This is a genomic window from Bacillus sp. Au-Bac7 (genome assembly GCF_021341655.1).
Classification (GTDB): domain Bacteria; phylum Bacillota; class Bacilli; order Bacillales; family Cytobacillaceae; genus Niallia.
This window is the reverse complement of record NZ_JAJTTG010000001.1, coordinates 1,180,789-1,207,147: the sequence shown is the minus strand read 5'-3', so window position 1 is coordinate 1,207,147 and position 26,359 is coordinate 1,180,789. Positions and strand designations below refer to the sequence as shown.

General features: G+C 39.2%; 26 protein-coding genes, 1 tRNA gene and 1 riboswitch. Of the genes, 17 read left to right on the top strand and 10 right to left on the bottom strand.

Going from position 1 to position 26,359, the window contains the following annotated elements; all coding sequences use genetic code 11:
- Positions 1-4 precede the first annotated feature (4 nt).
- A complete protein-coding gene (locus LXM54_RS06255; protein ID WP_233314216.1) occupies positions 5-259 on the bottom strand; it encodes a hypothetical protein in 255 nt (84 codons plus the stop codon).
- A gap of 243 nt (positions 260-502) precedes the next feature.
- Between LXM54_RS06255 and LXM54_RS06250 the strand changes: the two genes are divergently transcribed.
- The 4 genes from LXM54_RS06250 to mngB all read left to right on the top strand — a co-directional run bounded on the left by LXM54_RS06250 (position 503) and on the right by mngB (position 6,476).
- A complete protein-coding gene (locus LXM54_RS06250; RefSeq protein ID WP_233314215.1) occupies positions 503-1,045 on the top strand; it encodes a GNAT family N-acetyltransferase in 543 nt (180 codons plus the stop codon).
- A 49-nt stretch (positions 1,046-1,094) separates the two neighbouring features.
- Positions 1,095-1,820 (top strand): MurR/RpiR family transcriptional regulator, encoded by a 726-nt coding sequence (locus tag LXM54_RS06245; protein ID WP_233314214.1) that lies wholly within the window; start codon positions 1,095-1,097, stop codon positions 1,818-1,820.
- Between the two features lie 133 nt (positions 1,821-1,953).
- On the top strand, positions 1,954-3,873 hold the full coding sequence (mngA, locus tag LXM54_RS06240; RefSeq protein ID WP_233314213.1) for a PTS 2-O-a-mannosyl-D-glycerate transporter subunit IIABC: 1,920 nt from the start codon (positions 1,954-1,956) through the stop codon (positions 3,871-3,873).
- The gene (gene mngB, locus LXM54_RS06235; RefSeq protein ID WP_233314212.1) at positions 3,870-6,476 is read left to right on the top strand and encodes a mannosylglycerate hydrolase; all 2,607 of its coding nucleotides are present in this window, start codon (positions 3,870-3,872) and stop codon (positions 6,474-6,476) included. Before mngA ends, mngB begins: the two co-directional genes overlap by 4 nt.
- A gap of 419 nt (positions 6,477-6,895) precedes the next feature.
- On the opposite strand, the gene LXM54_RS06230 is transcribed toward mngB, so the two are convergent.
- Together LXM54_RS06230 and sda are read right to left on the bottom strand one after the other, a co-directional pair.
- A tRNA-OTHER gene (locus LXM54_RS06230) sits at positions 6,896-6,985 on the bottom strand.
- Between the two features lie 76 nt (positions 6,986-7,061).
- Entirely contained in the window at positions 7,062-7,250 is a 189-nt protein-coding gene (gene sda / locus LXM54_RS06225) for a sporulation histidine kinase inhibitor Sda (RefSeq protein WP_233314211.1), read from the bottom strand.
- 428 nt (positions 7,251-7,678) lie between these two features.
- On the opposite strand from sda, the gene LXM54_RS06220 reads away from it, so the two are divergent.
- Positions 7,679-7,909 (top strand): hypothetical protein, encoded by a 231-nt coding sequence (locus LXM54_RS06220; protein WP_233314210.1) that lies wholly within the window; start codon positions 7,679-7,681, stop codon positions 7,907-7,909.
- Between the two features lie 358 nt (positions 7,910-8,267).
- Positions 8,268-8,350, bottom strand: a riboswitch (cyclic di-GMP riboswitch).
- 126 nt (positions 8,351-8,476) lie between these two features.
- Here LXM54_RS06220 and LXM54_RS06215 read toward each other — a convergent pair.
- The 4 genes from LXM54_RS06215 to LXM54_RS06200 form a co-directional block, all read right to left on the bottom strand.
- A complete protein-coding gene (locus LXM54_RS06215) occupies positions 8,477-8,956 on the bottom strand; it encodes a hypothetical protein (protein WP_233314209.1) in 480 nt (159 codons plus the stop codon).
- A 77-nt stretch (positions 8,957-9,033) separates the two neighbouring features.
- Positions 9,034-9,771, bottom strand: a complete 738-nt coding sequence (locus LXM54_RS06210) for an AAA family ATPase (protein ID WP_233314208.1) — start codon at positions 9,769-9,771, stop codon at positions 9,034-9,036.
- Between the two features lie 67 nt (positions 9,772-9,838).
- A complete protein-coding gene (locus LXM54_RS06205) occupies positions 9,839-11,104 on the bottom strand; it encodes a Y-family DNA polymerase (protein ID WP_233314207.1) in 1,266 nt (421 codons plus the stop codon).
- Positions 11,105-11,122: 18 nt separating this feature from the next.
- Positions 11,123-11,452: a YolD-like family protein gene (locus LXM54_RS06200; protein ID WP_233314206.1), complete on the bottom strand. Its 330-nt coding sequence runs from the start codon at positions 11,450-11,452 to the stop codon at positions 11,123-11,125.
- A gap of 452 nt (positions 11,453-11,904) precedes the next feature.
- Here LXM54_RS06200 and LXM54_RS06195 point away from each other — a divergent pair, with 452 nt between their 5' ends.
- From LXM54_RS06195 to LXM54_RS06160, 8 genes are all read left to right on the top strand, one after another.
- Positions 11,905-12,483: a TetR/AcrR family transcriptional regulator gene (locus tag LXM54_RS06195; RefSeq protein ID WP_233314205.1), complete on the top strand. Its 579-nt coding sequence runs from the start codon at positions 11,905-11,907 to the stop codon at positions 12,481-12,483.
- Between the two features lie 82 nt (positions 12,484-12,565).
- On the top strand, positions 12,566-13,501 hold the full coding sequence (locus tag LXM54_RS06190) for an NAD(P)H-binding protein (RefSeq protein ID WP_233314204.1): 936 nt from the start codon (positions 12,566-12,568) through the stop codon (positions 13,499-13,501).
- Positions 13,502-14,054: 553 nt separating this feature from the next.
- Positions 14,055-15,662: an extracellular solute-binding protein gene (locus tag LXM54_RS06185; RefSeq protein WP_233314203.1), complete on the top strand. Its 1,608-nt coding sequence runs from the start codon at positions 14,055-14,057 to the stop codon at positions 15,660-15,662.
- A 168-nt stretch (positions 15,663-15,830) separates the two neighbouring features.
- A complete protein-coding gene (locus tag LXM54_RS06180; protein WP_233314768.1) occupies positions 15,831-16,685 on the top strand; it encodes an ABC transporter permease in 855 nt (284 codons plus the stop codon).
- Between the two features lie 10 nt (positions 16,686-16,695).
- A complete protein-coding gene (locus tag LXM54_RS06175; RefSeq protein ID WP_233314202.1) occupies positions 16,696-17,598 on the top strand; it encodes a carbohydrate ABC transporter permease in 903 nt (300 codons plus the stop codon).
- A 170-nt stretch (positions 17,599-17,768) separates the two neighbouring features.
- The gene (locus LXM54_RS06170; RefSeq protein ID WP_233314201.1) at positions 17,769-18,761 is read left to right on the top strand and encodes a LacI family DNA-binding transcriptional regulator; all 993 of its coding nucleotides are present in this window, start codon (positions 17,769-17,771) and stop codon (positions 18,759-18,761) included.
- Between the two features lie 30 nt (positions 18,762-18,791).
- Positions 18,792-19,397: a YesL family protein gene (locus LXM54_RS06165; RefSeq protein ID WP_233314200.1), complete on the top strand. Its 606-nt coding sequence runs from the start codon at positions 18,792-18,794 to the stop codon at positions 19,395-19,397.
- A gap of 129 nt (positions 19,398-19,526) precedes the next feature.
- The gene (locus tag LXM54_RS06160) at positions 19,527-20,528 is read left to right on the top strand and encodes an LLM class flavin-dependent oxidoreductase (RefSeq protein WP_233314199.1); all 1,002 of its coding nucleotides are present in this window, start codon (positions 19,527-19,529) and stop codon (positions 20,526-20,528) included.
- A gap of 42 nt (positions 20,529-20,570) precedes the next feature.
- Here LXM54_RS06160 and LXM54_RS06155 read toward each other — a convergent pair whose 3' ends face one another.
- From LXM54_RS06155 to LXM54_RS06145, 3 genes are all read right to left on the bottom strand, one after another.
- Entirely contained in the window at positions 20,571-20,945 is a 375-nt protein-coding gene (locus LXM54_RS06155; RefSeq protein WP_233314198.1) for an SET domain-containing protein, read from the bottom strand.
- Between the two features lie 333 nt (positions 20,946-21,278).
- Positions 21,279-21,761: a hypothetical protein gene (locus tag LXM54_RS06150; protein WP_233314197.1), complete on the bottom strand. Its 483-nt coding sequence runs from the start codon at positions 21,759-21,761 to the stop codon at positions 21,279-21,281.
- Positions 21,762-21,775: 14 nt separating this feature from the next.
- Positions 21,776-22,435 (bottom strand): hypothetical protein, encoded by a 660-nt coding sequence (locus tag LXM54_RS06145; RefSeq protein WP_233314196.1) that lies wholly within the window; start codon positions 22,433-22,435, stop codon positions 21,776-21,778.
- Positions 22,436-22,904: 469 nt separating this feature from the next.
- Here LXM54_RS06145 and LXM54_RS28215 point away from each other — a divergent pair, with 469 nt between their 5' ends.
- The 4 genes from LXM54_RS28215 (at position 22,905) to LXM54_RS06125 (ending at position 26,342) form a co-directional block, all read left to right on the top strand.
- Positions 22,905-23,633: a replication initiation factor domain-containing protein gene (locus tag LXM54_RS28215; protein WP_325169557.1), complete on the top strand. Its 729-nt coding sequence runs from the start codon at positions 22,905-22,907 to the stop codon at positions 23,631-23,633.
- Between the two features lie 289 nt (positions 23,634-23,922).
- Positions 23,923-24,621, top strand: a complete 699-nt coding sequence (locus LXM54_RS06135) for a site-specific integrase (RefSeq protein ID WP_233314194.1) — start codon at positions 23,923-23,925, stop codon at positions 24,619-24,621.
- Positions 24,622-24,808: 187 nt separating this feature from the next.
- Positions 24,809-25,528 carry a YebC/PmpR family DNA-binding transcriptional regulator gene (locus LXM54_RS06130; RefSeq protein ID WP_233314193.1) on the top strand — a complete coding sequence of 240 codons (720 nt, stop codon included), beginning with the start codon at positions 24,809-24,811 and terminating at the stop codon, positions 25,526-25,528.
- Positions 25,529-25,685: 157 nt separating this feature from the next.
- Positions 25,686-26,342, top strand: coding sequence for a Type 1 glutamine amidotransferase-like domain-containing protein (locus LXM54_RS06125; RefSeq protein ID WP_233314192.1), 657 nt, complete (start codon positions 25,686-25,688; stop codon positions 26,340-26,342).
- Positions 26,343-26,359 lie beyond the last annotated feature (17 nt).

The following is a 26,359-nucleotide window of genomic DNA, read 5'->3' as shown; positions in this document are numbered from 1 at the left end:
TTTTTTATTTTTTCCAGGGCTTAAATATGAGTGCCAGGATGATAATAAGCAAAATCAAAAAATACAGCAAGTTTGGCAGGAATTTTAACAGCCAAATACTAACCATTAATGTCGAAAATGTTAAGAGCTCTAAGTACCGTTTTCTGCCTAATTTTTTCTTATTAGCCATTACAATGAAATAGGCAATTGGCGGTAATATAAAGCACAGCACAAACAATACTTTTTCTTTCAGATACCAAGGCAGTTTATTATCAGTCATCTTTGTATGATTAGTCTCTTTTCCATTTTTCCTCATAATGTGCCCAAGCACTCATCGCAATAGCTGCGATGATCTCCCCCACAAACCGAAACAAACTGAGTGCTAATTCCATTAATATCCACTCCTTTTGATTTTAATATTACAAAAAATAGGAACTTATCACAAGTTATATTATTGTCCTATTTATATGCATGAAGAAAAGGATTACACTAGAAAAAACAGGCATAATGGGGAGGAATAAAGATGCATTTAATAGAAATAAGACGGCCGCTCGAGACAGACCGAAAAGAACTGCAGCATTTTTTTGATATCATGCTCAAAAGCACGTTTGATAAGAATGGTATTGCCAATCTTGTCGAGGACAGACAAACGGAGCTTCAAGAAAAGCTGGACCAGCTTAACGAAGATTTTGCGAGCGGCGGAAAGAAGCGATATTTTTTATTGGCAACTGATAAAGCTACTGGAGACTTGCTCGGCTGCATTGCATATGGCCCTGTAAGTGCATTAATAGTAAGAGAAACAAAGGGAGAATTCACTGATATGTTGGAGGTGGGCACAGCGTTTGTTCATCCAGATCATCAGAACAAAGGAATTGGCACACTGCTTTTGCAGGCCATCCTCGAAGTCTTAAAAAGCAAGGGAATAAAAGAATATTGCTTGGACAGCGGCTATCAGCTCGCTCAAAAAGTATGGACGAAAAAACTTGGCAGTCCATACTTATTGTTAGAAGATTATTGGGGAGAGGGAGCGCATCATATGATTTGGCGCAGGCAAATGGATAAGTGAATGGTCTTTTCTGTCTATTTACTAAAATTATCATTAGGTGTGAGTTTAGATGAACTTTGAAGAGCGAGTACATATGTTTGATTATAAGCTTAATGATACGGATGACCAAATAATAGAGTATATTCTTCAGCATAAAAAAGATTTTATCCATCATTCAATTCAAACCTCTGCAGCTGCTTTGTACACTGTTCCTAATACGATTACACGGTTATCTAAAAAGCTTGGCTATGACAGCTTTTCTCATATGAAAAACAGCATGAAGGATGAGCTGCAAGCGGCACAGTCAGAGGAGCATCTTTCATTCGCTTTTATAAAAAAGACATATGATCTTCTTGATGCAGAGTTGCTTGGAAAACTGGCGCGGAAACTTGTTTCTGCTAAAACTATCTTATTTTACGGTGCTGGTGACTCTGCTGATTTTTGTGAAATGATGGTAAGAAATCTTAGAGTAGTCGGCAAAAGCTCTGTCTATTTAAGTCACAGACATGAGCTAATGCATATGCTTAAATCGATGACAAAGCAAGATGTGCTGTTTACAATCAGTCTTTCAGGAGAAACACCGCTTGTTCTTGAAATCGCCCAATTAGCAATAGAGCAGAACATCCAAACGATATCTTTGACTCATTTTAGTCATAATTCACTACAAAAACTAACAGATTACAATTTATACTGTTATTCCCCTAAAAGGTTGAAAAATGGTTATAACATTACAGATAAAACACCTGTTATGATTGTACTTCAAGCGTTGTCAGAACAGTATTGGAGCATAAATTAAGTGAAAAATACACAAAAATTCCATAAACAATTTTTATTTGTGTAAAAACAAGAAGAAAAGCTGCTCTTCTTGTTTTTTTTGTTAGTATTAAACCGAAAAAATGAAATCGATTTCAAAAAAGGAGGTTAGTTCTATGAAGTTAAGAGACTTAACATCTGTCCGCTTATTGTGTACCGACAAAAATTTTGCAACGAAGCAGCAGGCAATTGAGTTTTTGACGAATTTGCTCTACAAGGAAGGAAAGCTATATTCTGAACAAGAATTTCTTAATTCTGTGCTGGAGCGGGAACAATTGTCACCGACAGGTTTTGAGGGGGGCATTGCAATCCCGCACGGAAAATCAACAGCTGTAAAAGAAGCAGCTTTTGCAATTGCTACAGTTAAAGTGCCGTTATTGGATTGGGAAAGTGTCAATCCAGACAATGAAGTAAAATTGGTTATTATGCTGGCGATTCCAGAAGATAAAGCAGGTTCTACTCATCTAACATTACTTTCTGAGTTTATGAAACGTTTATTTGATAACGACTATAAACACCGGTTATTGAATGCGGCAAGCCCTGTTGAGTTATGGCAGCAGCTTGATAACACGGACGAGCAAAAATCTTTTGAACTACCGGGGACTAGCAAAACGATTTTAGCGGTTACTGCGTGTCCAGCAGGCATGGCTCATACGTATATGGCAGCAGAGGCATTAATACAGGCAGGCAAGGAGCTGGGTGTTGCTGTGCTGGTTGAGAAGCAAGGTGCCAATGGTGTGGAAGACATGCATACGAATGCTCATTTAAATAGAGCAGATGCGGTGATTTTTGCAAACGATGTGGCTATTAAAGACGAGCAGCGATACAGCCATTTGCCTAAAGTGAAGACAAATGTTGCTGCACCTCTGAAAAATGCCTCTGCAATCATCACTAAAGCCATTAACATAGCAGAACGGCAGCCAGCAGAAAAAAATAGTTATGCGCAGACAGACGACAGTGATAGCTCAGATAACAAATCCTTTAAAACAGAGGTAAAAGACTCCATCCTGACAGGTATTTCTTATATCATACCTGTTATTGTCGCAGGAGGAATGACCTTGGCTGCTGCTGTATTAATAGCACAAGCATTTGGATTACAGGATGTATATGAGCTTGAAGGCTCATGGCTGTGGCTGTTAAGGCAGCTTGGCGGCGGAATGCTCGGGCAGCTGATGATTCCGATTTTATCAGCGTATATGGCCTATTCTATCGCGGATAAACCGGGACTTGCCCCAGGCTTTGCTGCGGGAATTGCAGCTAATTTAATTGGCAGCGGGTTTTTAGGCGGGATGCTGGGCGGATTTCTGGCAGGATTTTTGCTCAAATGGTTTAAGCACAGATTTAAAACGAATGGAATATTTGCTGGCTTTATTAGTTTTTGGGTTTATCCAGTTGCAGGAACATTAATCGTTGGCGCTGTCATGCTGTTTGTAGTTGGCGAGCCTTTAGCATGGCTGAATCAAGCTCTCAATGCTTGGCTGGAAGATTTATCTGGCGCAAATGCCATTATTTTAGGGGCCATCATTGGTGCGATGGTTTCGTTTGATCTGGGAGGTCCTGTCAATAAAGCTGCTTACACATTTTGTATTGGTGCGATGGCAAGTGGCAACTTTATTCCTTATGCAGCGTTTGCTTCCGTTAAAATGGTTTCTGCCTTCGCTGTAACGGCAGCTACTATTATTGGCAAGAAATTCTTTAATCAGCAAGAACGGGAAATCGGCAAACAAACATGGCTCCTTGGATTAGCAGGGATTACAGAAGGAGCGATTCCGTTTATGATGAACGATCCTCTTCGGGTTATCCCGTCCTTAATCGCTGGTTCCGCAGTTACCGGCGCCGTTGTAGCCAGCTCGCAAATTGGCTTGAACGTCCCTGGAGCAGGGATTTTCTCTCTAGCCTTATTGCAAGGAAAATCAATCTTTATGGCTGGTTTTATTTGGCTTGGCGCAGCATGTGTTGGAGCATGTATTTCAACAGCACTTTTAATCATCAGCAGGCAAAGAAAACTCAGCAAAGAAACAGGAGGGGAAAGATGAAGAAAGTACATATTATCCCACATATGCACTGGGATCGAGAGTGGTATTTCTCAACAGAAGAATCGCGGATCTTGCTTGTAAACAACATGGAGGAAATTTTCGAAATGCTCGAAAACAACCCAGATTATCCAGCATTTCTGCTAGATGGCCAAACAGCTATTTTAGAAGATTATTTAGCAGCAAAACCAGAAAACCGCAACAGAATAACAACGCTTGTGCAAAAGGGGAAGCTGTTCATTGGACCTTGGTATACACAAACAGATGAAATGATTGTTGGAGCAGAGTCGATTGTCCGTAATTTACTTTACGGCTTAAAGGATTGTGCTGCCTTTGGCCAGGCAATGATGATCGGTTATTTGCCTGATTCCTTTGGCCAGTCATCGCAAATGCCGCAGCTATTAAATGGCTTTGATATGAAGCATTTTATTTTTTGGAGAGGAGCTTCTGAACGGCACGGAACGGATAAAACTGAATTTTACTGGGAAAGTGATGAAGGCTCCAAAGTACTTGTTCAGCTGCTGCCGTTAGGATATGCAATCGGCAAATATTTGCCAGAAAACAAGGTGGCACTCCGCGAAAGAATGGATAAATATTTGCCAATATTGGACAAAGGCAGCACGAATGGGAGTGTTATTTTGCCAAATGGCCATGACCAGATGCCAATCCAGAAAAATATCTTTCAAGTTATCGAGAACTTGAAAGAAATCTATCCAGATCGACAGTTTTTATTAAGCAGCTATCAAGATAGTTTTGCAGATTTAGCGCAGCATTTGCCGACTATAAAAGGTGAGTTGCTTGATGGCAAATACATGCGAGTTCATCGCAGCATTTATTCAAGCAGAATGGATATAAAGGCAGCCAATACCCGAATTGAAAATAAGCTAGTCGATATTCTTGAGCCATTAGCAGCTATCGCTTATTCTTTAGGATTTGAATATCATCATGGCTTAATCGAGTTGATTTGGAAAGAAATCCTGAAAAATCATGCTCATGACAGTATTGGCTGCTGCTGTTCTGACAAAGTTCATGCCGAAATAAAAAATCGTTTTTTGCTGGCAGAAGAAAAGACAGACAGATTGATAGAGTTCTATAAGCGGAAAATTACTGATTCTATTGATACAGACCGAGAGGAGGATTTGCTCACAGCCTTTAATCTTCTTCCTTATAGCAGACATGATACGGTAAATGCAGTGATTACAACGATACATCGCTCCTTTATTTTAGAAGATGCAGATGGTTATGAGGTGCCGTTTGAAATGATAGCTAAAGAAATGGTGGACCCTGGCTTGATTGACAGGCAGCTTGTTCATTACGGAAACTATGAACCCTTTTGGCGTTATCATATTCAATTTAAGTCAACTATTCCGTCTATGGGCTACAAAACTTTTTTTGTTGTACCAATGGACAAAGAAAAAGAAGTATCCTTCGTTGAGAAGGATACTGTTGAAACACCATTTTATCGAATTACCGTTAATCTCAATGGGACGTTGACTATTTATGATAAGAGTATGGACAGAACATTTTGTAATGTGCTGCTTTTAGAAACGTCCGGCGATGATGGAGATGAGTATGATTATTCTCCTGTGTTTGCAGAGGAGCCTGTTGTTCATCATCATGCTGTCACTTCTTATGCGATTTCCCAAAATGACTTAGAAGCGCGAATAGATATGAAAGTCAAAATCGCTGTTCCAAAAGACGCTGAGGACAGAAAAAAGCATATAAACAGCTCACTCACAGAGATAACTTGGAAAATAATCATCCCTACTGATCAGCAAATAATCAAAGTGTCTGGAGAAATTAATAATCAGGCAAAGGATTATCGTTTACGGACGTTAATTCCTACAAAGATTGCTGCTGCTTTTTCTGTTGCAGATAATCAGTTTGGGTCTATTAAAAGAGGTGTTAGCGATCCAGCGATGCACAGCTGGGAGGAAGAAGATTGGGATGAGCGGCCTGATGCGATTTATCCAATGCTGTCCTATGTAAGCCTGTATGATAAGCATTATACGGTTAGCGCTATTACAAACAGCATTAGAGAATATGAAATTATAGGAGACCATTTTGACACGATTGCTTTAACGCTCTTACGCAGTGTTGGTTACCTTGGCAAGGAGAATTTAGTAAGAAGGCCAGGACGCCCTTCAGGAATCAAGCTTCCTACACCTGATTCGCAAATGCAAGGCATTCTTAACGTCGAATTTGCTATTTCCATCAGTAAAGGCACACAATATACAGCAAGAATCTCTAAAGAATTCAGAACCCCTATTGAAACATATAATAAAATTCCTTATCATGCGATGAAGCTTAACTCGTCACACAAGCAAACGCCATTATGCTTCAGTTTGCTTCAGGAAAAGGGAACTGGAACGGAGGTGTTAAGTACATTAAAAAAAGCAGAAAACTGCGACGGTTTCATAGTGCGGATGTATAACCCTGCTGCAACCGAAGGCGAAATTTCTGTCAGCTTCAACGCCGCTAGCCTGAAACAAGCCTGGCTCTGTCAATTAAATGAAAATATTGAATCTTTGCTTCCTATATATGACAATAGTTTCTCTCTCTCTATCCGTTCTAACCAAGCTAAAACTGTATTAATAGAAAAATAATCTGAAAAGTCTTGCAGATTTCCCGGGCAATGGCGCAATCGTAGGAAATACACAAAAAACGCCTCGTTTAGGAGGCGTTTTCTTCCCGCTCTTTCACCTTGCCATCTTTGTTATAGATAAATTAGAACAGCGACTACAGTCGTCATGATATTCACCAATTGATAAAGTGTTCATACCTTTTGCTTAAAGCAAAAAAAAGTCCAGCACCGACAATTAAGTTTGTCACTAAGTAAAGAGACAATTTTTATATGTAAAATAGAAGGTAAAAACTGTGCCGACAAGGATAGCCAGTCAAAATGCGATATTTTCTTTAATTATCCACCACTGACAGCGCTTTGTTGTTTGGAAAATACCGGTTAGTACTAAGGAATAGACATTGTATCACCTATAGAAGTGTGGAGAGTATATTGGAGGGAAATAGGACTTGGCGGGATTTGAACCCGCAAAATACGCTAAGCTGTTCTCATGTTAGAACAACCTGGTCGCTCTATCCGTTGAGCTACAAGTCCTGTTTATAGTATGGGCTGATTTTCGTAATTTTATTCTTTTTTTAAAAGCTTGATTCATTTCACCAATTCCTGCTTCTTAGATTGGCCCTTTTTTAGGTTGCTCAGAGAGAAATTTCTCGTTTTCTTTATAGACGATACGGATAAGTCTTCGCCTTTTTATTTCCTGTTTAAGCATTATTGTAAATGCTGGATCAAGCTGTAAACGAAGGGCATGCCGATAGGCGAGAAGCAAGGATTGATTACTTAAGAGTCTCAAGGAAGACATATTAACACCTCTCATAAGTATCATTTATCCCATTTTTCCCTAGCGCCGGCCCCACTAAACATTGTTTTCTACTAATTTTTTGTAAAAAAAAAGAGCTTATAAAGGCTCTGTATTTTTAAGGATGCTTTCTAAGTTTTCCGCAAGTTTTGCATCTATCATTATAATAGTCGAATTTGTGATACCTGCGCATATAGCAAATAAAAGATTTAATCATAGAAATCCTCCTTAAAAATATTTTAAGCATGTCTATGTTTGTATTTTTATTGTAGCTCTTATGAAAGTAGTTGCTAAGGTATTTTTTTCCTGTATTACAAAAAAATGTTATGGGTTTAAAGTACTAAAAAATGATGGAAGAAAAAAAGATACTTTTGCGAAAAAAAAAGGAAATGAATAGCAAATGTCGAAGTGAATATATAGGAGGTGTTTAAATGTTAAAAGAAGACTCTTTTATCAACGAAATGAAGTTATTGGCTAAAGCCCAATTTGAAACAAAGGCCAAGTCGATTTTAATTATAAAACAGCTCCAGCATGATTCAACCAACAAGAGCCTGCAGCAAGAATTAGCCAAACTGAGATTGGAAAGTTATGAACTGCACAATGAGGAAAAGGATTTACGCGTTTTTTTTAGAGAGTATATAAGCGTTATGGGCATTCGTTAAGATGCTCTTTTTTTTTGCATAAATTAGGAAAAGGGAGCTGACATCAGCTCCCTTTTTACACTTAATGAGACATTCTTTTACAGCTAGGGCAAGAAATTTCATGCTCCTGCTTAAATTCAATCCGTTTAAAATCACGTTTTTCAAGTGTTGCATATGGATTATACTTAGAACCGCACATGCAATACTGCCTATCTTTCACGATATGTCGAAGGCTGGTTTTTTCATTAAGAACAGTTGGATAAAACATACTTCTCCTCTTTTCTAATTTATTAAGGCAAATTAGACAGGAAGTGTCGTTCTTTAATAGGCTGCGTAATCAGGGATTTCTATCCTTAATTTTCGCGGCCTCACATTCTTTATCTGCAACCCGGCTGCCATTGCTTTTGCTTTAGGCCCGTGGCTTTGCGTCTTTTACTTTCGTAAAATTTGCCCAAGTCGATTCTATCATTATACGAAGAAATGTCAAGGAAAACGCATGCAGCTCCTGGATTCCTAAGGGGTGACTTTTATCACATATTAATTTTTTGTAAATGTTTTTTTTCTTCAACTGAGAAATTATACTCATTTTTAAGTTGGTGCATGTTTTTCTGCTTTTGCTTCCAAACGGCAAATAAATTTGTAGTATTTGACTACGATGATGAGCAGAAAAGGATCTAACAAAATGGAGTACCATATCTTCCACCAGCCATAATGAAAATAGCCCCAAGGCTCTGGCAGCAATGTTACTAGTTCATACAAGACTATGGCACAAGCCCAAACTGCAATGTAAACAGCTTTTGATTTTAGCTTTTTTTTGAATGGATAATAATTCAAAAAAATAATATTAACAGGAGGCACCAATAAAAATAGCTGGGGAATTGCCAGCCAGTCAATCCCTTTTGACAAATACCAATAGGCATGGTATTTCAAATCAATATATACATCAAAAATCAACTGGAACACGATGGTAAACATCCATATATGCAAAATTTGGTTCCAGGTTAAACGCTTTTTTATAAAATAGACGACAGCATTAAAAAGAATAATGGCAGCTAGCATACCAATCATAAATGACTCCTTGTGTAGATGAAGATATTCTTATATTTTCCTATTTCTAGAAGAATATCCATTAGAGGTCATGATGATTATTCATCGTCTTTGAGCAGTTCACTTAGCATCCTTTCTCGGTGCTGTAAAAAATACTTTGTTAACTGGTAATGGTCTGTGTCTTCATACTGTATTTCTTTTATTTCGCCATCGTCGAAGCTTAGGATGGATGCGTTTGGGTATCCAAGCAGGATAGGGGAGTGTGTAGCAATGATAAACTGACAATCTTCATACTCAGCCAAATCATAAAGAATACGGATAAAGGCTAATTGTCTTTGCGGTGAAAGCGCAGCTTCGGGCTCATCGAGTAAATAGATGGCCTGCCCGTTAAAGCGGTTTTGAAAAAGAGCTAAAAAGGATTCGCCATGTGATTGCTCAAGCAAAGATTTGCCGCCGTAAGCTCGGTAGTTAGTACGCGTTAATTTGTCACTTTCCAGTTCATCTTGATATGTCGCGAAATGGTAAAAGGATTCAGCGCGCAGAAAAAAGCCGTTTGTAATTTTAGGCATCCAAGATAACCGAATATAGTCACCTAAATCAGAGTTAGCAGAATGCACTTCATAATAATTGTTTTTCCCACCTCCTGCTGTATGAAAGCCGCATTTATCGGCGATCGCTTCGAGCAATGTCGATTTGCCTGAGCCATTCTCGCCGATAAAGAAGGTTACTTTATTGGTTAATTTCAATTCCCGTAAATTTTTAAGGGCTGGGATGGAAAAGGGATAGCTGCTTTTTGGCATGCTGTCTGCCAGAAGTGAGATTTTTTTTAGGAACATAGCAAGGGTACCTCCTTTTAAAGACTTTGCCATTTTGTTATTTTCGCTGAGCGAACAGGCAATTCCTTTATTTTATATGGCCGCCAAGAAGCTTGGCTCGATGTTTGGCAGTCCCGCCAGAGGTGTAGGAAACAGCACGCAGCAGGGAGGCAGGACCGTAACGGTTGCGGATACTGTCAACCACATAGCCGATTTTTCTCTTTTTCCAGCTGTTTGTATCAAATAAATCGAGCTGAACCTCTGTATCCTTCTCGAGCTTTCCGAGAGAAAGGGAGATTTGCCGCACAGTCTGGCCATTATAGTTCTCCCGCATCAGCTCCAAGCAGACACGGTATATATCCATCGTGATATTAGTCGGCTTGTCAATTGTCCGCGACCGATGGAATCCGCCGCCGAACTCCTCTTTGCTGTAGGCCAGGCTAAAGCTGATAGTTCTTCCTGCATGGTGGTGTGCCCTCGCTCTTTTTGCCACCTCTTCACATATTTCCAGAATGACCGATTTAATTTCGCTCTCATCCTTATAGTCGCGCAGCAGAACTTGGCTTTTTCCGTAGCTGATCTGGCCCTGCATAATCGGTGCACCGACTTCGGATAAATCAATTCCCCAAGCATGGTGGTAGAGCTGATTGCCCATTATGCCAAATTTTTTCTCCAACAAGGCCAAATCATAGCGGGCAAGCTGACCGACAGAAAATATCCCCATACTGTGCAGTGTTTTTTCCACACGGCTGCCAATGCCCCACATTTCCCGGAGCGGGGAAACAGGCCACAGCTTTTCCGGAATGTCTTCATACGTCCAGCTTGCAATGCCGTTCGCTGTCTTTTTTGCAGACAAATCAAGGCAAAGCTTTGCCATCAGCATGTTAGGGCCGATGCCAATCGTTGACGGCAAGCCGAAATCTAAAAGGATATCCTGCTGGATTTGCCTCGCTATTTCCTCTGGTGTGCCCCAAATTTTCTCAAGGCCGGTTACATCCAGAAAGCTTTCGTCCACAGAGTATGTATGAACGGCTGATGGCGGAACATATCGGAAGAACAGCTTCGTAATCTCTGTTGATACACGGACAAACAAGCCCATGCGCGGATTAAAAATTTTAATTTTTGGATCGTCAGGTATCTCGAAAAGCCTGGAGCCGGTTTTAATTTTGAAATCTCGTTTCATGGCAGGAGATGCTGCGAGGACGACACTGCCTGTGCGATCTGTATTGCCGACAACTGCAAGATGGCAGGTGAGGGGGTCCAAGCCTTCATGAACGGCGATAATGCTTGCGTAAAAGCTTTTCATATCCACGCACAGAATCGAGCGGTTTGGAAATTGAGTATAATCAAACACACGAAAGCATCTCCTTTTTTAATCTTTTTGAATGTTTACTAAGCTGCGGAAAGGAATCGGATGAATATTGTCTGAATCATCCTGAATGCGAATTTCCTGTTTCAGATGATCAATATATACGACATGGCCGCTGACATGCCGGATTTCACCATTTTTGAAAACCTCACAATGAAGGCTCCAGCCGTGTTCCATGCTTTCAAGGATAAGCAGCTCCATTTCGCGGATCTGGTCCTCGTCAAGGATAGGCTGGGTTAGTTTCTTATCTTCTGCCAGCGCTTCTTTAACGCTTTGGACATGCTCTGGCAGCATCATTGCTGTCCATTTAATCGCCCCTCTGTCTCGTATCATGAAAATCATCTCCTTATAGTGTTTAATATATCAGAACAAACGTTCGTAATCAAGAAGGCTTCTAAAAAAGTCTTACATGTAATATTAGGAAAGCAGCAGAAATCATGCTGGAAAAGGAAGGAAGCAGCTTGAAAATAATTTTACGCATTCAATGACTAATAAAAGACAGCATCAAAAAAGTTTGCAGCAAAGGTTTCAAAAAAGGAAGTTAACTTCTATAAATAAGCAATTGTTTGTCAAATGGAAAACGAAGGAATGGATAAGCCAGTAATTCACGCCAATTGCTATTAGAAAAGCTGAAGCGTGCTTTCCGTGCCGCTTCCGATGTTAAACAGGTGGAAATTCGTACAGCAGAGGTGAAAAGCCAGCAATATATTTTTTTACCGATTATTGTAAAAACAGGAAGATGTGTTATAATCTTATTAACCGATGGTCAATAAAAGGAGCAGCATATGTCGCCCAGAAAAGCAGGAACACAAGAATTAACGAGGGATATTATCGTGCAAAAGGCAAGGAGTCTGTTTGTGGAAAAAGGTTATCAAGAAGTTTCCATGCGCAGCATTGCAAAGGAGCTTGCCTGCAGTCACGGTGCTATCTACTATCATTTTAAAAATAAGGCAGCGCTTTTTTATGCAATAGTCGATGAAGGGTTTGCTGTATTAAATCAGCTTATTGAGGAAACGTTACATGGAAAGGAACAAGATATGAAAAAGCTGCACAAGCTGATGCTCAGATTTATTGAATTTGGCCTCGACAATCAAAGTCAATATGAAATGATGTTTATGCAGCGGGAGAGGGAAGTGGACAGTTTATCACGGGAAGCTGCCAATCTTTCTTATGAAAAGTTTGCTAAGGCTATTCAAGCTCTTTCAGCCAACAGGCTAAAGTTGAGCGGGATCTGGTCTGCATTTTTGTCACTTCATGGCTTTGTTTCCCATTATCACGGTGTTGTCGGTGGATTTGCAGAAGCAAAAACGGCTGCAGAATATCATGTGCAATTCCTTATACAAGGATTGGAAAGTCATGCATAGTTTTAGCTCTTCCATGAGCTAAAACAATTTTTTTACTTTTAATTGACCAGTGGTTAATAAAACGGTTAAGGGAGAGAAGGGCATGAAAAAAGCGTTAGTAGCAGGAGCAACAGGTGGAATGGGGTATGCACTCGTACAAGAGCTTAGACGCAGAAATATTGAAGTAATTGCCTTTGCCAGAGGCGAGCAAAAGCTTAAAGAACTATTTAACAATATGCCAGGTGTAGCGGTGCGAGCAGGGGATGCTTTATTGGAGAAAGATATCATTCATGCAGCAGACGGTGCTGATGTGTTGTTCCATGCTATTAGCTTCCCTTATCAAGAATGGGAGACGACACATCCGCTCGCACTAAAAAACATGCTGAGAGCAGCAAAAGGTCAAGAAGCTAAATTTGCACTTGTTGATAACATCTACGCTTACGGCAGGCAAACAGACAGTCCGATAGATGAGGCTGCGAAAAAAGAACCGCATACGAAAAAAGGCAGTATTCGTCTGGAGATGGAGAATGTAATCAAGACGAGCGGTGTGCCATATCTGATCGTTCATATGCCGGATTTCTACGGACCAAATGCGGGAAATACAGTGCTTAATGAAACATTAAAAAACGTTGCCTTAAATAAAACCGCCAATTTTATCGGCTCTCCTTCACTAGCAAAGGAATTTCTGTTTACAGAAGACGGGGCAAAGGCAATGATAGAGCTTGCCTTACGGGAGAATGCTTACAATCAGAATTGGAATATTCCCGGCGTGTCCCCAATAACAGGCAATGAAATGAAAGAACTCCTACAAACGGAATGGAATTACAGCAAAAATTTTAGAACTGTATCAAAAACAATGATTAAGTTCATGGCTTTGTTTAATCCGTTCATGAAGGAATTGATTGAAATGATGTATCTGTACGAACAGCCAGTACTATTAAGCGGTAAAAAATATGAAGAACAAATTGGCCCGCTTGCGAGAACCTCTTACAAACAGGGCATAAAAATAACGTTGGACTACATGAAAAGCAATCGTTAACAAGCTAGAAAGGGGCTAAAAAGAGTTTTTCGCACAGCTTTTTTTGCAGTCCCTTTTTTATAAGTTTAATACCACAAAAAATGGCTCTTTCTTTGAAACTTCGACAAGAAATAAAGGCAGAGCACCAGATAATTGTAAACATTTAGTAGCAAGTCAGTGTTTTTTTGCCAGATTTGCTGGGAAAATGGCGGAAAGATTGCGATAAAAGCATATTGACGCTCAAAAAAGAAAGCGTTATCATTAACTCAACATAAAGCCCTTACCCACAAGAAATTACTCATCTTAGTCTCATGTAAGTTCATGCCTCTTCTCTTTTTTCAATTCGTGTACGTTCACAATTTTAACCTTCACTTTATTCACGTTCTCTGTTACCTATCATTTTTTTTGAAAGTATGTTATTAGCACTGGTGATTGTATATGTAGAATGGACATGGTTTTTCGTGTACGTTCACATTTTACATATAAATATTAATCTTAAAAAAGGAGGTAAAACATAGAACCGCTTTAGCTGTTTGTTCAAACGCCAAAAAATTTATTAGTGGGGGAAAACAAGATGAAAAGATTAGGGTATGGTTTTCTTGCAGCATCACTTGCCGCTCTTGTTTTAGCAGGCTGTTCAAACAAAGAGGAAGAAGCAGCCGTCACAAAGGATGGGAAGCCGCAGCTTACAGCACTTATAACAAAGCATCCATTAACACAGGATGTGAATAAAATTGAATGGCTTCAAGATGTTGAAGAACGCCTCGGTATTGATATTAAATGGCAGGAAGTAACAGCAGATTGGGATCAGAAGAAGGGCGCACTGCTTGCCGGCGGTGATGTACCAGACTTGATCATCGGTCCTAATGCAATTACAGACGCTGATTATGTTCAATTTCCAGGATTGTTTGAGGACTTATCTGATGACGTTGACTCCAGTCTGCCGAACGTAAAGGCAATGTTTGATGCAAAGCCGGAAACAAAAGCGATAGCGACACAGCTTGACGGGCAAATTTACGGACTTCCAAAATATCAGCGATTCTGGCCGGGAACTGCGACAAGGCAATTCATCAACCAAGATTGGCTCGATAATCTCGGCTTGGAAATGCCGACAAATTGGGATGAATTATATATAGTCCTAAAAGCATTCAAAGATGAAGATGCGAACGGTAATGGCGACAAAAACGATGAAATCCCGTTAGACTTTTCACCTACAGGTACAACTGGATTTGGATTCTTTCAGCCGACAGTCCTCTTAGGAAGCTTTGGCATTACACTGACAGATGCCAGCGGTGCAGGCTACTATGCAGAAGACGGCAAAGTGAAGAACTTCCTGACAGACGAGCGCTATAGGGAGCTTGTTGAGTTTTTGCATAAATGCTATGCAGAAGGCTTAATCAACAAAGAAGTATTCACACAAGACTATACGAAATACCAATCTGTTGCCCGAGGCGATAAAGAGACAGCTAGAGTTGGATATACGTTTGGCTGGGAAGTGACAGACAGATTCGGAAATGAGCTGGCACCACAGTATGCTTCTATGGCGCCATTGCAGGTAACAGCAGATGCTAATGAGCAAGTGTCATGGGATTACGACTATAACGGTCTTAATTACGGTGTTAACATGATTACTTTATCTTCCCAGTCGAAGAATAAAGAAGCTGCATTGAAATTTATTAATGAGCTGTACGATCCTAAAGTGAGCATGCAGGTTCTGTTCGGTTCACTCGGAACTAATATTGAGGAAAATGCAGACGGCAGCTACAAAGTTTTGCCGCCTAAGGATGCGAACATGGATCCAGGCACTTGGAAATGGACAACAACATGGGCAGACAACGGACCAATGTATGTGGCAGATGATATTAAGCTGGAGCTTGGCACAGATATGCAGTCAGTCGGTAAGCAAACAGAGCCTCTGCAGCCGGCACTTGATGCTATTGATGTGGAAAATGATGTTCTTCCTAGCATGTTTATTAAATACAGCAAAGAAGACAACTCCAAGCTAAGTCTTAACAATACAAACCTAATGAATCTAGCGATGGCGAAATATTCGCAATGGATTACAAAAGGCGGAATTGAAAAAGAGTGGGACGCTTATTTAGAAAATGTGGAAAAAACAGGCTTGCCGGAAAATCTTGAAATCATGCAGAAATATTATGATGACTACAAAAAGAATCAATAATCACCTATAAAAGAGGAAGGATGCAGACTGCATCCTTCTATAAAGGAGGTACAGCTTGTGGCCGTAGTTAATCCGGAAGCAAAAAAAGCAGCGCCAGGCTTCCAATCGAAGCCGACAAAAAAACGGAATATCTTGCAGAGCTTGAAGCGAGATTACCAATTGTGGATTATGATTCTGCCTGCTATAGTCATCATTTTCATCTTTAATTATATCCCTATGTACGGCGTGCAATTGGCATTCAGAGAATATGACTTTACGAAGGGAATCACTGGCGGTGAGTGGGTCGGTCTTCATTACTTCAAGGAATTTATCAACAGTTACATGTTTGCTGACTTGATGAAAAACACTGTTGTAATCAGTCTTGCGACCATCATCCTTGGATTTCCTGCACCGATTATTCTTGCTCTTATTATCAATCAAGTGATTTGGAAAAGATGGAAGAAAGCAATTCAAACGACCGTTTATTTGCCTCACTTCATTTCCCTTGTAGTTATGGTCGGCCTGCTTAATGTGCTATTGTCGCCAAACTCTGGAGTGGTCGGCCATATTTTGGCGACCTTCGGCTGGGACATTAACCTCCTCGCTTCTGAAAAGGCGTTCGTGCCTGTATATGTTCTTTCTGATATTTGGCAGCATGCAGGCTGGAACAGCATCATTTACTTAGCAGCCCTGGCAAGTGTTGATCCGCAGCTCTATGATTCTGCTAAAATCGACGGAGCCAGCAGATGGCAGACAATCAGATATGTAGATTTGCCGGCGATTGTGCCAACCATGATTATCTTGTTCATCTTAAGTATGGGGAATATTCTTAACACCGGATTTGAGAAAATATTTTTAATGCAGAACCCTCTTAACCTCCCAGTCTCGGAAGTTATTGCGACATATGTATACAAAATCGGGATTATCTCGAATCAGTTCAGCTATTCCGCAGCGATTGGGCTTTTTAATACGCTCATCAATTTCGTATTCTTGATCGCCATGAACTATATCGCCAAGAGATTTTCTAATATAAGCTTATGGTAGGAGGGAAGTCATGAAGTTATTCAGCACAAAAGGCAAAACGAAGAGTGATATCGTTTTTGATACGATCATTTTGATTTTATGTGTATTTATCTTCTTACTTGTCGCTTATCCATTGTATTTTGTTGTCATCGCCTCTGTGAGTGATTCAACCTTAGTTGCCACAGGACAAGTGACTCTATATCCGAAAGGCTTCAGCTTATTCGGTTATCAAGAGATATTTAATGATTCAAGAATATGGATCGGCTACAAAAATACGATTATCTATACGGTTGTAGGAACATTTGTAAATCTCCTGTTTACATTGCCTGCAGCATACGTGCTCTCACGGCAGGATTTCAAGGCAAGACGTTTTTTAATGTTTGTGTTTGTTGTGACGATGTTCTTTAATGGCGGACTTATCCCAACATACTTATTGATGAAGGAGCTAAGTTTAATCAACAATATGTGGGTATTCATCCTGCCGTTTTCAGTCAATGTGTTCAACCTGATTATTACAAGAACCTTCTTTGAAAGCTCACTGCCGAAAGAACTGTTTGAAGCAGCACAAATGGATGGCTGTACACATTTTCAGTTTTTCGGGAAGATAGCGCTGCCGCTTTCAAAAGCAGTTATTTCTGTTGTAGGTCTTTACTATTTGGTTGGCCATTGGAATGATTTCTTCACAGGCTTAATTTATATAAGAGATTATAGTCTGCAGCCGCTCCAAATCGTCTTAAGAGATATTCTCCTATCAAATCAGGTATTTGCCGAAGGAGCAGGCTCAGGCGGTGCTGCCGGCGGCTATGCACAGAAATATGCAGATCAGATTAAATATGGTGTCATAATCGTGTCCACACTGCCAATCTTAATTATCTACCCATTTATTCAAAAATATTTTGAAAAAGGGGTTATGATTGGTTCTGTGAAAGGCTGATAGAGGCAGTTGTTCATGACGATCACTAATAATAAAGATAAGGAGAAATGTAATGGAATTATATGTATAATAGAATGATATAAAAGACAATTATTTGCATAGTTTCCGAGTATGCCAGGCATTCCTTCTAACAGAATGCCTAGGCTGCAAGGAGATAAAATGGAGGCATTATGAGGGTTACTATCAAGGATATCGCCAAGCATTGCGGGGTGTCTTCAGGCACTGTGGACCGGGCATTAAACAATCGTCCGGGTATAAAAGAGAAAACAAAGCAAAAGGTGTTACAGGCAGCAAAGGAATTGAAATATCGTCCAGACTTCACAGCGCGAAGCCTTGTAAAGGGGCGGACAATGACACTTGGGATAGTGCTGTTTGATTTGTACAACCGCTCGTTTGCACAGCTGTTAAACGCAGTCGAACTGAGGGCAAGGCAATATGGTTATTTTTTATACATAGCACTCACAGATAAGGATATGGAAAATGAAAAGCAATGCATTGAGTATTTGGCCAATCATAAAGTCGACGGTATCATCCTTTTCTCGGTCAATAAAGGTAAGGAGTTCGAGGAGTATCTGCAGGGACTGTCGATTCCGATTGTTACGATTTTTAATTACCTGTCGGCAGATTGGGAATATATCGGCATACCAGAGCGGGCAGCGATGAGAAATGGTGTCAGTCACATTATCAGTAAAGGCTATAAGCAGTTTATGTATATCTCGCCTCCTTTAAAATACGCAGGGCTGACTAATATTTACACACAAGAAGAGCGGCTCCAAGGCTTCCTTGAGGCATTGTCTGCGGAAAATCTGACAGAAGCAGAAATTATTAGACATAATGATTATCTTGCAGACTTAGATACAATTGATTTTCGCAGTCAGGCCAAGACAGCGATCGTTTGCTCCTGTGATTTATACGCGCTAGAAGTGATGCGTTTCTTAAAAAAGAAAGGCTACCAGATTCCTGAAGATGTAGGAGTAATGGGCTTTGATAATATTGATGTGCTCAAATATATTACACCGTCGCTCACGACGATTGAATATCCTGTGGAGGATATCGGTTATAAAGCAGTCGAGAGCATTGTTCATAAAATCGAAAATGGCAGTTACATAGGCACAGAGACAACAGAGCTATCGTACAGATTTATCGCCGGAGAATCAACCTAAAGCAAAATTCAAAGAAAAGAGGCTGTTGCTATGAATATTATCGACAGTAAATTTTATGGTGTAATTGATAAACTATCGAATCTCTTCATCCTCAATCTTTTCTGGCTTTTGTCCTGCATCCCGATCATTACAATCGCACCGGCTACGAGCGCTATGTACAGTGTCGTCAGGCAGTGGAAAGTCAACGAAGATAATAGTGTTGTCCGCAATTATTTTCATTATTTTAAAGAGAACTTCAAGCAAAGCATCTCGATTGGTGCCATTATGGCCGTTTTGCTAAGCATTTTGTTTTTTAACTTCTTTTATTTAAACCAAGATGCTACCTTTATGAAAATAGTAATGACCGTTCCAGTATTATTGGTCAGCTTCCTCTTTTTAGCGACATTTTTCTATATCTTTCCGCTGATTTCTCATTATCGCTTGCCGATAAAGGCGGCTTTAAGAAATTCCTTGCTGCTGTCGATGATGAATATTCATATAACTGTCTTGATTCTGGCGATGTTCGGTTTATGCAGTGTTATTCTCTTTTATATTCCGTTTACAGGCATCATCCTCTTCAGCACCGCCGCACTCTTGCATTACAGCTTATGCCACAAAGTGTTTGCGAGGATGGATGAAACGAAAATATTATCATAACATAATGTTTATTTGGGGAGAGGTGACTCTCTCTTTTTTGCATTTTAAGCGTTATAAGCAAATAAGTTTTTTTCAGTTGGGGAAATTGTTACTATAATATAGAATCTATTGTCAGAAAGGATTATTACAATGTCTAACATAAATATACCAGTCTCTGTCTTGAACTTGGCGCCAATTCGCCTTGGGCAGGGAGAAAAAGAAGCAATTGACGCAATGGTTGATTTAGCACAAGCAACAGAAGAAATGGGCTATTCACGCTACTGGATCGCAGAGCATCATAACTCGCCAACATTAGTGAGCTCTGCCACGTCTCTTTTAATTAAACATACATTAGAACACACGAAGAAAATCAGAGTTGGGTCTGGGGGCATTATGCTACCAAACCATTCTCCGCTCGTTGTTGCAGAGCAGTTTGGCACAATGGCTGTTCTTTACCCAGACAGACTGGACTTAGGTCTTGGCCGGGCACCGGGCACTGATATGAAAACAGCCAGTGCATTAAGAAGGTCCGCTCATGATTCTGTCTATACCTTCCCAGATGATGTGCAGGCATTGCTGACATATTTCGGTCCTGAAGAAGAGCAAGGCTATGTGCGCGCATACCCAGGAGCAAATAAAAATATTCCAATTTACATTCTTGGTTCATCCACTGATTCTGCCTACCTTGCTGCACAATTAGGATTGCCATATGTATTTGCATCCCATTTTGCACCAAGACAGATGGAAGAAGCGATTTCCATTTACAGAAGAAGATTCCAGCCATCTGCCTATTTAGCTGAACCATATATGATGGTTTGTTTAAATGTTATTGCTGCAGAAACAGACGAGGAAGCAAAAAAAGAAGCAACAACGATGCAGCAATTTTTCTTAAATGTTGTCAGAGGAACACGGACACCGTTAAGCCCGCCTGTGGAAAGCATGGACGCAATCTGGAGCCAAATGGAAAGAGAAATGGCAACCTCCATGTCCAGCATGGCATTTATCGGCAGCAAAGAATCCGTCAAGGAACAGCTTGAAAGCTTCCAAGAGAAGTATAATGTTAATGAGATTATGGCCGTTTCTTACATGTATGATCTTAAAAAGCAAATCCGCTCCTACGAAATCTTTAAAGAAATCGTGGACGGACGCTAATAAAAAAAAGCAGACCTTCAAGTTAATGAAGGTTTGCTTTTTTTACTTGTTAAACCAAAGCGGTTCTTTATCATCCACATCGCCATTATAATTAATTAATATTTCTTCTCCTGCTGTAATATCCTTATAAGCAAAGAAATCAAATGTATGCTCGTCAAAATTAATTTCATAAATAGCATTTGGTTCGTAAGAATGGTTAAACAGCATGCCATAGCCAAGTAATATCGCAGTATGATTTATTCCATATTCAAAGGCATAATCGGCAAGCAGTGTTTTTTCAATATGCTCATGCTGTTCATTCGGATAAGAAATGACGGGAGCCTTATGGATTAGCTCACCTTTTTTGATGTTTTCCGTAGCGAAAACACCTCTGTTGAATTCCCCATCACTTAATGGAGATACTTTTACTTCAATCATAATTGTCTATTGCTCCTTTACAGTTGTCACTTAACTGTACCATTTATTGCTGCTAAAAGAAATCAAGAACGCAAGTAGTGGAGTAATTTTATTCAAAAATGAACAATCCTAGTCCAGATAGATGAACAAATTCTATAATTGCGGTATAAGAATATAATAGTATCAATTAAAAGAAAAACCATTGATATAAAGGGATTTTACTTCATTTGTAATGAGTGGGAAAAGTGGGAAGATAGATGGATTGTTACCCAAATGTTACCTCAAAAACTAACAGTAGGCTACCCTTCACTTTTAAATTTTAAGAGAAAGATAGCCTACTGTTAAAATTTATGTTTAATCTTGAGATAAATAATTCAAAGAACCTTCTGTTATTTTTTCTAGATTAATAGGATTTTCAGCCATGTTCTCTATTATCCATTGGTAAATAGGAATATTATCTTTCATACAATTCTCTTTCAAATAGTCTTCAGAAAAAGCACTTAGTTCCTTTGAAATAAAAAATTCTACTTTATGATTAACTGCTGGCTTAAATTCAATCATAGTACTAGCAAGGAACAGCAACTCTTCCTTTTCTTCAGCAGATATATTTTCATATGTAATGACTCTCGCCACAATTAAATTACGAAAATCATCCCAATCCTCTAAAAAAACAGGATTTAAGAATTCGAAGTCTTTTGGGGTACCGGCTCTTTTCAAATCTTCAAGATATAAATACCCTATTAATCGACCACATCCTTTTTTCTCCTCGTTGATTGCAAAAATTATATGTTGACTCATATTTAATTCTAGCTGAAGATAATATCGTTTATTAAGCAAAAAAATCCTCCTTTTTAAATCAATAATAAGAATGCTCCCCAAGCTGCAATCGAGCTAGTCGCAAATATAACTAATCCTACCACTGCTACAAATATACCAATAGCAATAATTATATCGGTTGTCTTTTTTAAATTTAGTTTCTTTGATTTTATTTGGGATTTTGCCTTTTGGATTTTTTTTGCATCTTCTTGCCCCTTCTTATAATCTTTCAATCCTTTTACCTTTTTTTGGACACTATTTGGAATACCAGAAGAACTCATTGTTTTTTTATGGGATTTTGTACCCAATACGCTTTCTGCCCCTTTAACTCCCTTATTGTTCTCCACATGAACATGAGGTAATCCCTCTCCAGTATGCGGCTTATCTACTCTGGCTCTCCAGCCTCCTCCTAAGTTATGCGTCTGTCCATATCCTCTAGCTAAAGCCATACTTTCATAATCTTCAAGAGTAAAGTATGATGCTGCATCTATACCTAATTTTGCAAGCTCAGTTTCGAGTACTGCAACATCCTCTTCTGAAATGTCTTCTTGATTAACTATACTACTAATAATAATTAATGCTAACTGTTCATCTGTTATTGTAACAGTTGCATACGACCTAGTTGGAGATAAGGCACCTCCAATTGATAGTACAACAAGTAATACTATTACCAATTTTCTAACTCTTTTCATCATAATTTTTCTCTCTCCCTCTTTAAACTTTTCGTAAAAAATTTAATTTACGTGCTTTTGCGAGCGAAAGAGAACTACCTAAACCATTGAATGAGCGTGTTAAATTATTGGAACTCTCCTTTATAGACTGGGAACAGGAAGTAAATGTAAAAATTACACATGTCTATCAAGAGAATAGAACACTCAAAATGGTTATAAATAGCTTAGAAAAGCGATTAGTACAACTAGTGGAACAGCCTAAGCGTAAAGGGTTATTTGGACGGAAAAATTGAGAACGACAAGCCCACAGATTTGGGGCGAGTGCTAAACACAGAGCCCCAAAATCTGTGGGAAGCGTAGGCGGTCGAAAATTTTTCAACACCACCCTCTAACACTAGGTGGAATCTCCTGTAAATGTTGGTATATCAACGTTTACAGCAAGTGAGTTTTTGTAAAAACTAAGAAATTAAAAAATGAAAAGGGGGTGATGTAAATTGCAACACGAAAAGGATTAATTGCGGTTGTCGATTGGCTACAAATTCAAACAGTTGGAATGGAGCTTAAAAATATTGCTCGCAATATTTTGGGTATACCAGAAGAATATTTCAAGCTTGAAAAAGGGAGGTTGCAACATTACAACTATGACTGTTGCTATCGGTTCGGGGATATTCGTATCTACGATTACCTTGAGGAAGTATATACAGATAAAATGATTGTTCTTAGTGGTAGTGCCTGTGAGTTTCTTCGGGAGGTATGGTTGAAACAAAAAAAGCTATCTTTCAAAACATTCATGAAAAATCTACTAATCTTTGAAGATAGGGTGACTATAACACGAATTGATGTAGCCATAGATGACTTCAATCAAACACCATTTTTTACACCTATACAACTCACTAGAATTTGCAAAAAGAAACAATTCGTTTATGGAAGAAGTACAAGTTACCTCCCTTACGGAGATAAACAAACAGGATCTACTCTATATTTGAAGCCACCAAGTGCCGATGACCGTTTGAAGTTCTACGACAAACAAGCAGAGCTTGCAAAAAAGCAAGGGATAAGAAAGAAGGATTTATCACCACAGATACGAACAGAAACCTTATTCAGACGCGAAAAAGCGCAGCACTTCTTTCTAACATATGCGAACGGTGAAAAATCTTTACTTGAATTGTTCCAAGGCTATCTAAAAGTGAAACATCAAAGGTATCATTCGAGTTATTTGTAGAAAATGTTGTTCTTCCTCATTTTAAGCGAGGTTTAAAAAAAGGAACTTATCAGCAAAAAAAAGGTCATTGTCGTCATATAAAAAGATATTTTAAGTGAAAAACGTTTCAAGAGATAGGACAAAAAGATATTGCGAATTTCCGAAGCTACTTGATGGATTTGAAGAATTCACATGGAGAACCATTATCCTCTATGTTTCTCAATCTAGTATTAAGTACATTAGGGCAGATTTATGATTTAGCATGTGAACATGATGTAGTGAAGGAGAATATCGCCCAAATATCAAGGGGTTGCGGCAAATAACAAAAAAAAAAGTTCAATATTGGACATATGAAGAGTTTCAACGCTTTCTGTCTGTTATTGAGGAGAATAGCTATCTTGGTTGTTTAAAAAGAACAGGATTCTACTTTTTATTTTTCACTGGTTTACGGATAGGAGAAATGATGGCAAGAAAATGGACGGATATTGATTGGGATAATCAGTCTATTTATGTAGATAGCACTCTCTATTACCGAAATAAGGAAAACTGGTCGGCAAGTACAAAAGATGGAACAAAAACAGCTAGTAGTACAGGTTGGGTCAAATTAACCCCGAAAATTATAGAAATGTTGAAAGAATGGCGTGAAAAACAACGTGATATATTTGGAGACATACCCTATATATTTATGTGTGATGGGACGATGTATACACCGACAAGATGGAATTGTTGGAAAACAACTTTAGTAAAGAAGTGGAATAAGACAGCGAAAGAAAACGAGGTATTAGAAAACATTAGAGTACATGATTTGCGAGATAGTCATGGAATGTGGCTACTAAGCCAAGGGATAGATATTAAAACGATTCAAAAGCGATTGTGTCATGCGAAGGCGACAACAACCATGAATTATTATTTGGATAGGTTACCCGAAAATGAAGAAAAGGTACTCCAAGGATTTAAAAGTAGATGGTTACTCTTTTTGTTACCTCGTAAGGGGATAGAATCCTTCTAATCATTGGTATTCAAGGATTATTGCGGAAATCGTTAAAATTGCGGTATAATATTATTCGTCTTAGCAATGATTTAGCATTGCTTGAAAGAAGAAATTTACTAAAAAAACGCTTATAGGCATTGATGTGCCGCCCAGAAGTTATCTATAATAGATAATGGATGGAAAAACCAGAAAGAGAGTGTTCAAAATGGGTCGTAAATGGAATAACATTAAAGAGAAAAAAGCATCAAAAGATGCAAATACTAGCCGTATATATGCAAAGTTCGGCCGTGAAATTTATGTAGCAGCAAAACAAGGCGAGCCAGATCCAGAATCAAACCAAGCGTTAAAGGTAGTTCTAGAGCGCGCAAAAACATATAGTGTACCAAAAAACATCATTGATCGTGCCATTGAAAAAGCGAAGGGCGGATCAGAAGAAACATATGATGAGCTTCGCTATGAAGGATTTGGTCCGAACGGATCGATGGTAATCGTTGATGCTCTTACAAACAATGTAAACAGAACAGCTTCAGATGTTCGTGCCGCATTCGGTAAAAACGGCGGAAACATGGGTGTGAGCGGATCTGTTGCTTATATGTTTGACGCAACAGCGGTTATTGGTGTTGAGGACAAAACAGAAGAAGAAGTATTAGAGTTATTGATGGAAGCTGATGTAGATGTTCGTGACATTATTGCAGAAGAAGACTCTGTTATCGTTTATGCAGAGCCAGACCAATTCCATGCTGTGCAAGAAGCATTTAAGACTGCAGGTGTAACAGAGTTTACTGTAGCAGAATTAACAATGCTTGCGCAAAGTGATGTAACGCTTGATGAAGAAGCACAGGCAAAATTTGAAAAAATGATAGATGCTCTAGAAGATTTAGAGGATGTTCGCCAAGTTTATCACAATGTTAACTTAGGAGAATAACAACTTAAGCCTTTCTCGTTTTAAGAGAAAGGCTTTTTTATTGCTGCGGCATGCAGCAGTAGTGCATGTAACAATTTGAACTTTCTGGCATTATCGCTAAAGAGATACAAAAAATTTAAGACCATTAAGCAGGCTTTTAAGAGGGAGAGTGAAAATAGTGAACCGTCATTTTTTTGCTTTCGGAAGCGGACCGCCTTTTACAGACAAATTGGCTGAAAAGTATATCGAGCTGACTAGCGGGGGACCGATTGCTATTATTTTAGTAGAACGGGAAGATTGGCAATCTTTTATGCCTAACTATACGAAGCGACTAATAGCAAGTGGTCATGACAGATTTTCCTATATTCCGCTGCCAACTATTCAAGAGAAACAAGCAGTAGCAGAAATCAAAAAAAGCGGAGGTATCATTCTGTGCGGCGGAGAGACTGACCGTTATGCAGACTATATTGTCGATACAGCAATAGGTGCCGCTATTAAAGCAGTGTATGACCAAGGAGTACCAGTTGCGGGATTTTCAGCAGGAGCTTTAATCAGTCCACAACAAACAAGCATATCAGCTAAAGACAATAGAGAGAATGCCTTTGTCGAAAGAAAGGGCATCGGACTATTAGAAAATATTTTTCTAGCAGTTCATTTTTCAGAGTGGGATGAGGAAAGCCATTTACAGCAACTAGCAGCAAAGCATCCATCCTCTATTCATTACGGAATCGATGAAAACACAGGGGTGTATTTTCATAATGGCAGATTGGCGACAACCGAAGGCAGGGGAGTTTATCAAATGGTAGACGGCAAATGCAGGAAGCTGCCTGGATAAAAAAATAGAGAGTACGA

What these genes read in the sequence shown, in the direction of transcription:
- LXM54_RS06200 (WP_233314206.1), bottom strand. Translation starts at nt 11,452, where the DNA reads ATGATACGAGACAGAGGGGCGATTAAATGGACAGCAATGATGCTGCCA.
- LXM54_RS06220 (WP_233314210.1), top strand. Translation starts at nt 7,679, where the DNA reads ATGTTAAAAGAAGACTCTTTTATCAACGAAATGAAGTTATTGGCTAAA.
- LXM54_RS06175 (WP_233314202.1), top strand. Translation starts at nt 16,696, where the DNA reads ATGAAGTTATTCAGCACAAAAGGCAAAACGAAGAGTGATATCGTTTTT.
- mngB (WP_233314212.1), top strand. Translation starts at nt 3,870, where the DNA reads ATGAAGAAAGTACATATTATCCCACATATGCACTGGGATCGAGAGTGG.
- sda (WP_233314211.1), bottom strand. Translation starts at nt 7,250, where the DNA reads ATGTCTTCCTTGAGACTCTTAAGTAATCAATCCTTGCTTCTCGCCTAT.
- LXM54_RS06195 (WP_233314205.1), top strand. Translation starts at nt 11,905, where the DNA reads ATGTCGCCCAGAAAAGCAGGAACACAAGAATTAACGAGGGATATTATC.
- mngA (WP_233314213.1), top strand. Translation starts at nt 1,954, where the DNA reads ATGAAGTTAAGAGACTTAACATCTGTCCGCTTATTGTGTACCGACAAA.
- LXM54_RS06130 (WP_233314193.1), top strand. Translation starts at nt 24,809, where the DNA reads ATGGGTCGTAAATGGAATAACATTAAAGAGAAAAAAGCATCAAAAGAT.
- LXM54_RS06160 (WP_233314199.1), top strand. Translation starts at nt 19,527, where the DNA reads ATGTCTAACATAAATATACCAGTCTCTGTCTTGAACTTGGCGCCAATT.
- LXM54_RS06180 (WP_233314768.1), top strand. Translation starts at nt 15,831, where the DNA reads ATGATTCTGCCTGCTATAGTCATCATTTTCATCTTTAATTATATCCCT.
- LXM54_RS06170 (WP_233314201.1), top strand. Translation starts at nt 17,769, where the DNA reads ATGAGGGTTACTATCAAGGATATCGCCAAGCATTGCGGGGTGTCTTCA.
- LXM54_RS06165 (WP_233314200.1), top strand. Translation starts at nt 18,792, where the DNA reads ATGAATATTATCGACAGTAAATTTTATGGTGTAATTGATAAACTATCG.
- LXM54_RS06245 (WP_233314214.1), top strand. Translation starts at nt 1,095, where the DNA reads ATGAACTTTGAAGAGCGAGTACATATGTTTGATTATAAGCTTAATGAT.
- LXM54_RS06210 (WP_233314208.1), bottom strand. Translation starts at nt 9,771, where the DNA reads ATGTTCCTAAAAAAAATCTCACTTCTGGCAGACAGCATGCCAAAAAGC.
- LXM54_RS06145 (WP_233314196.1), bottom strand. Translation starts at nt 22,435, where the DNA reads ATGATGAAAAGAGTTAGAAAATTGGTAATAGTATTACTTGTTGTACTA.
- LXM54_RS06185 (WP_233314203.1), top strand. Translation starts at nt 14,055, where the DNA reads ATGAAAAGATTAGGGTATGGTTTTCTTGCAGCATCACTTGCCGCTCTT.
- LXM54_RS06190 (WP_233314204.1), top strand. Translation starts at nt 12,566, where the DNA reads ATGAAAAAAGCGTTAGTAGCAGGAGCAACAGGTGGAATGGGGTATGCA.
- LXM54_RS06255 (WP_233314216.1), bottom strand. Translation starts at nt 259, where the DNA reads ATGACTGATAATAAACTGCCTTGGTATCTGAAAGAAAAAGTATTGTTT.
- LXM54_RS06250 (WP_233314215.1), top strand. Translation starts at nt 503, where the DNA reads ATGCATTTAATAGAAATAAGACGGCCGCTCGAGACAGACCGAAAAGAA.
- LXM54_RS06155 (WP_233314198.1), bottom strand. Translation starts at nt 20,945, where the DNA reads ATGATTGAAGTAAAAGTATCTCCATTAAGTGATGGGGAATTCAACAGA.
- LXM54_RS06215 (WP_233314209.1), bottom strand. Translation starts at nt 8,956, where the DNA reads ATGATTGGTATGCTAGCTGCCATTATTCTTTTTAATGCTGTCGTCTAT.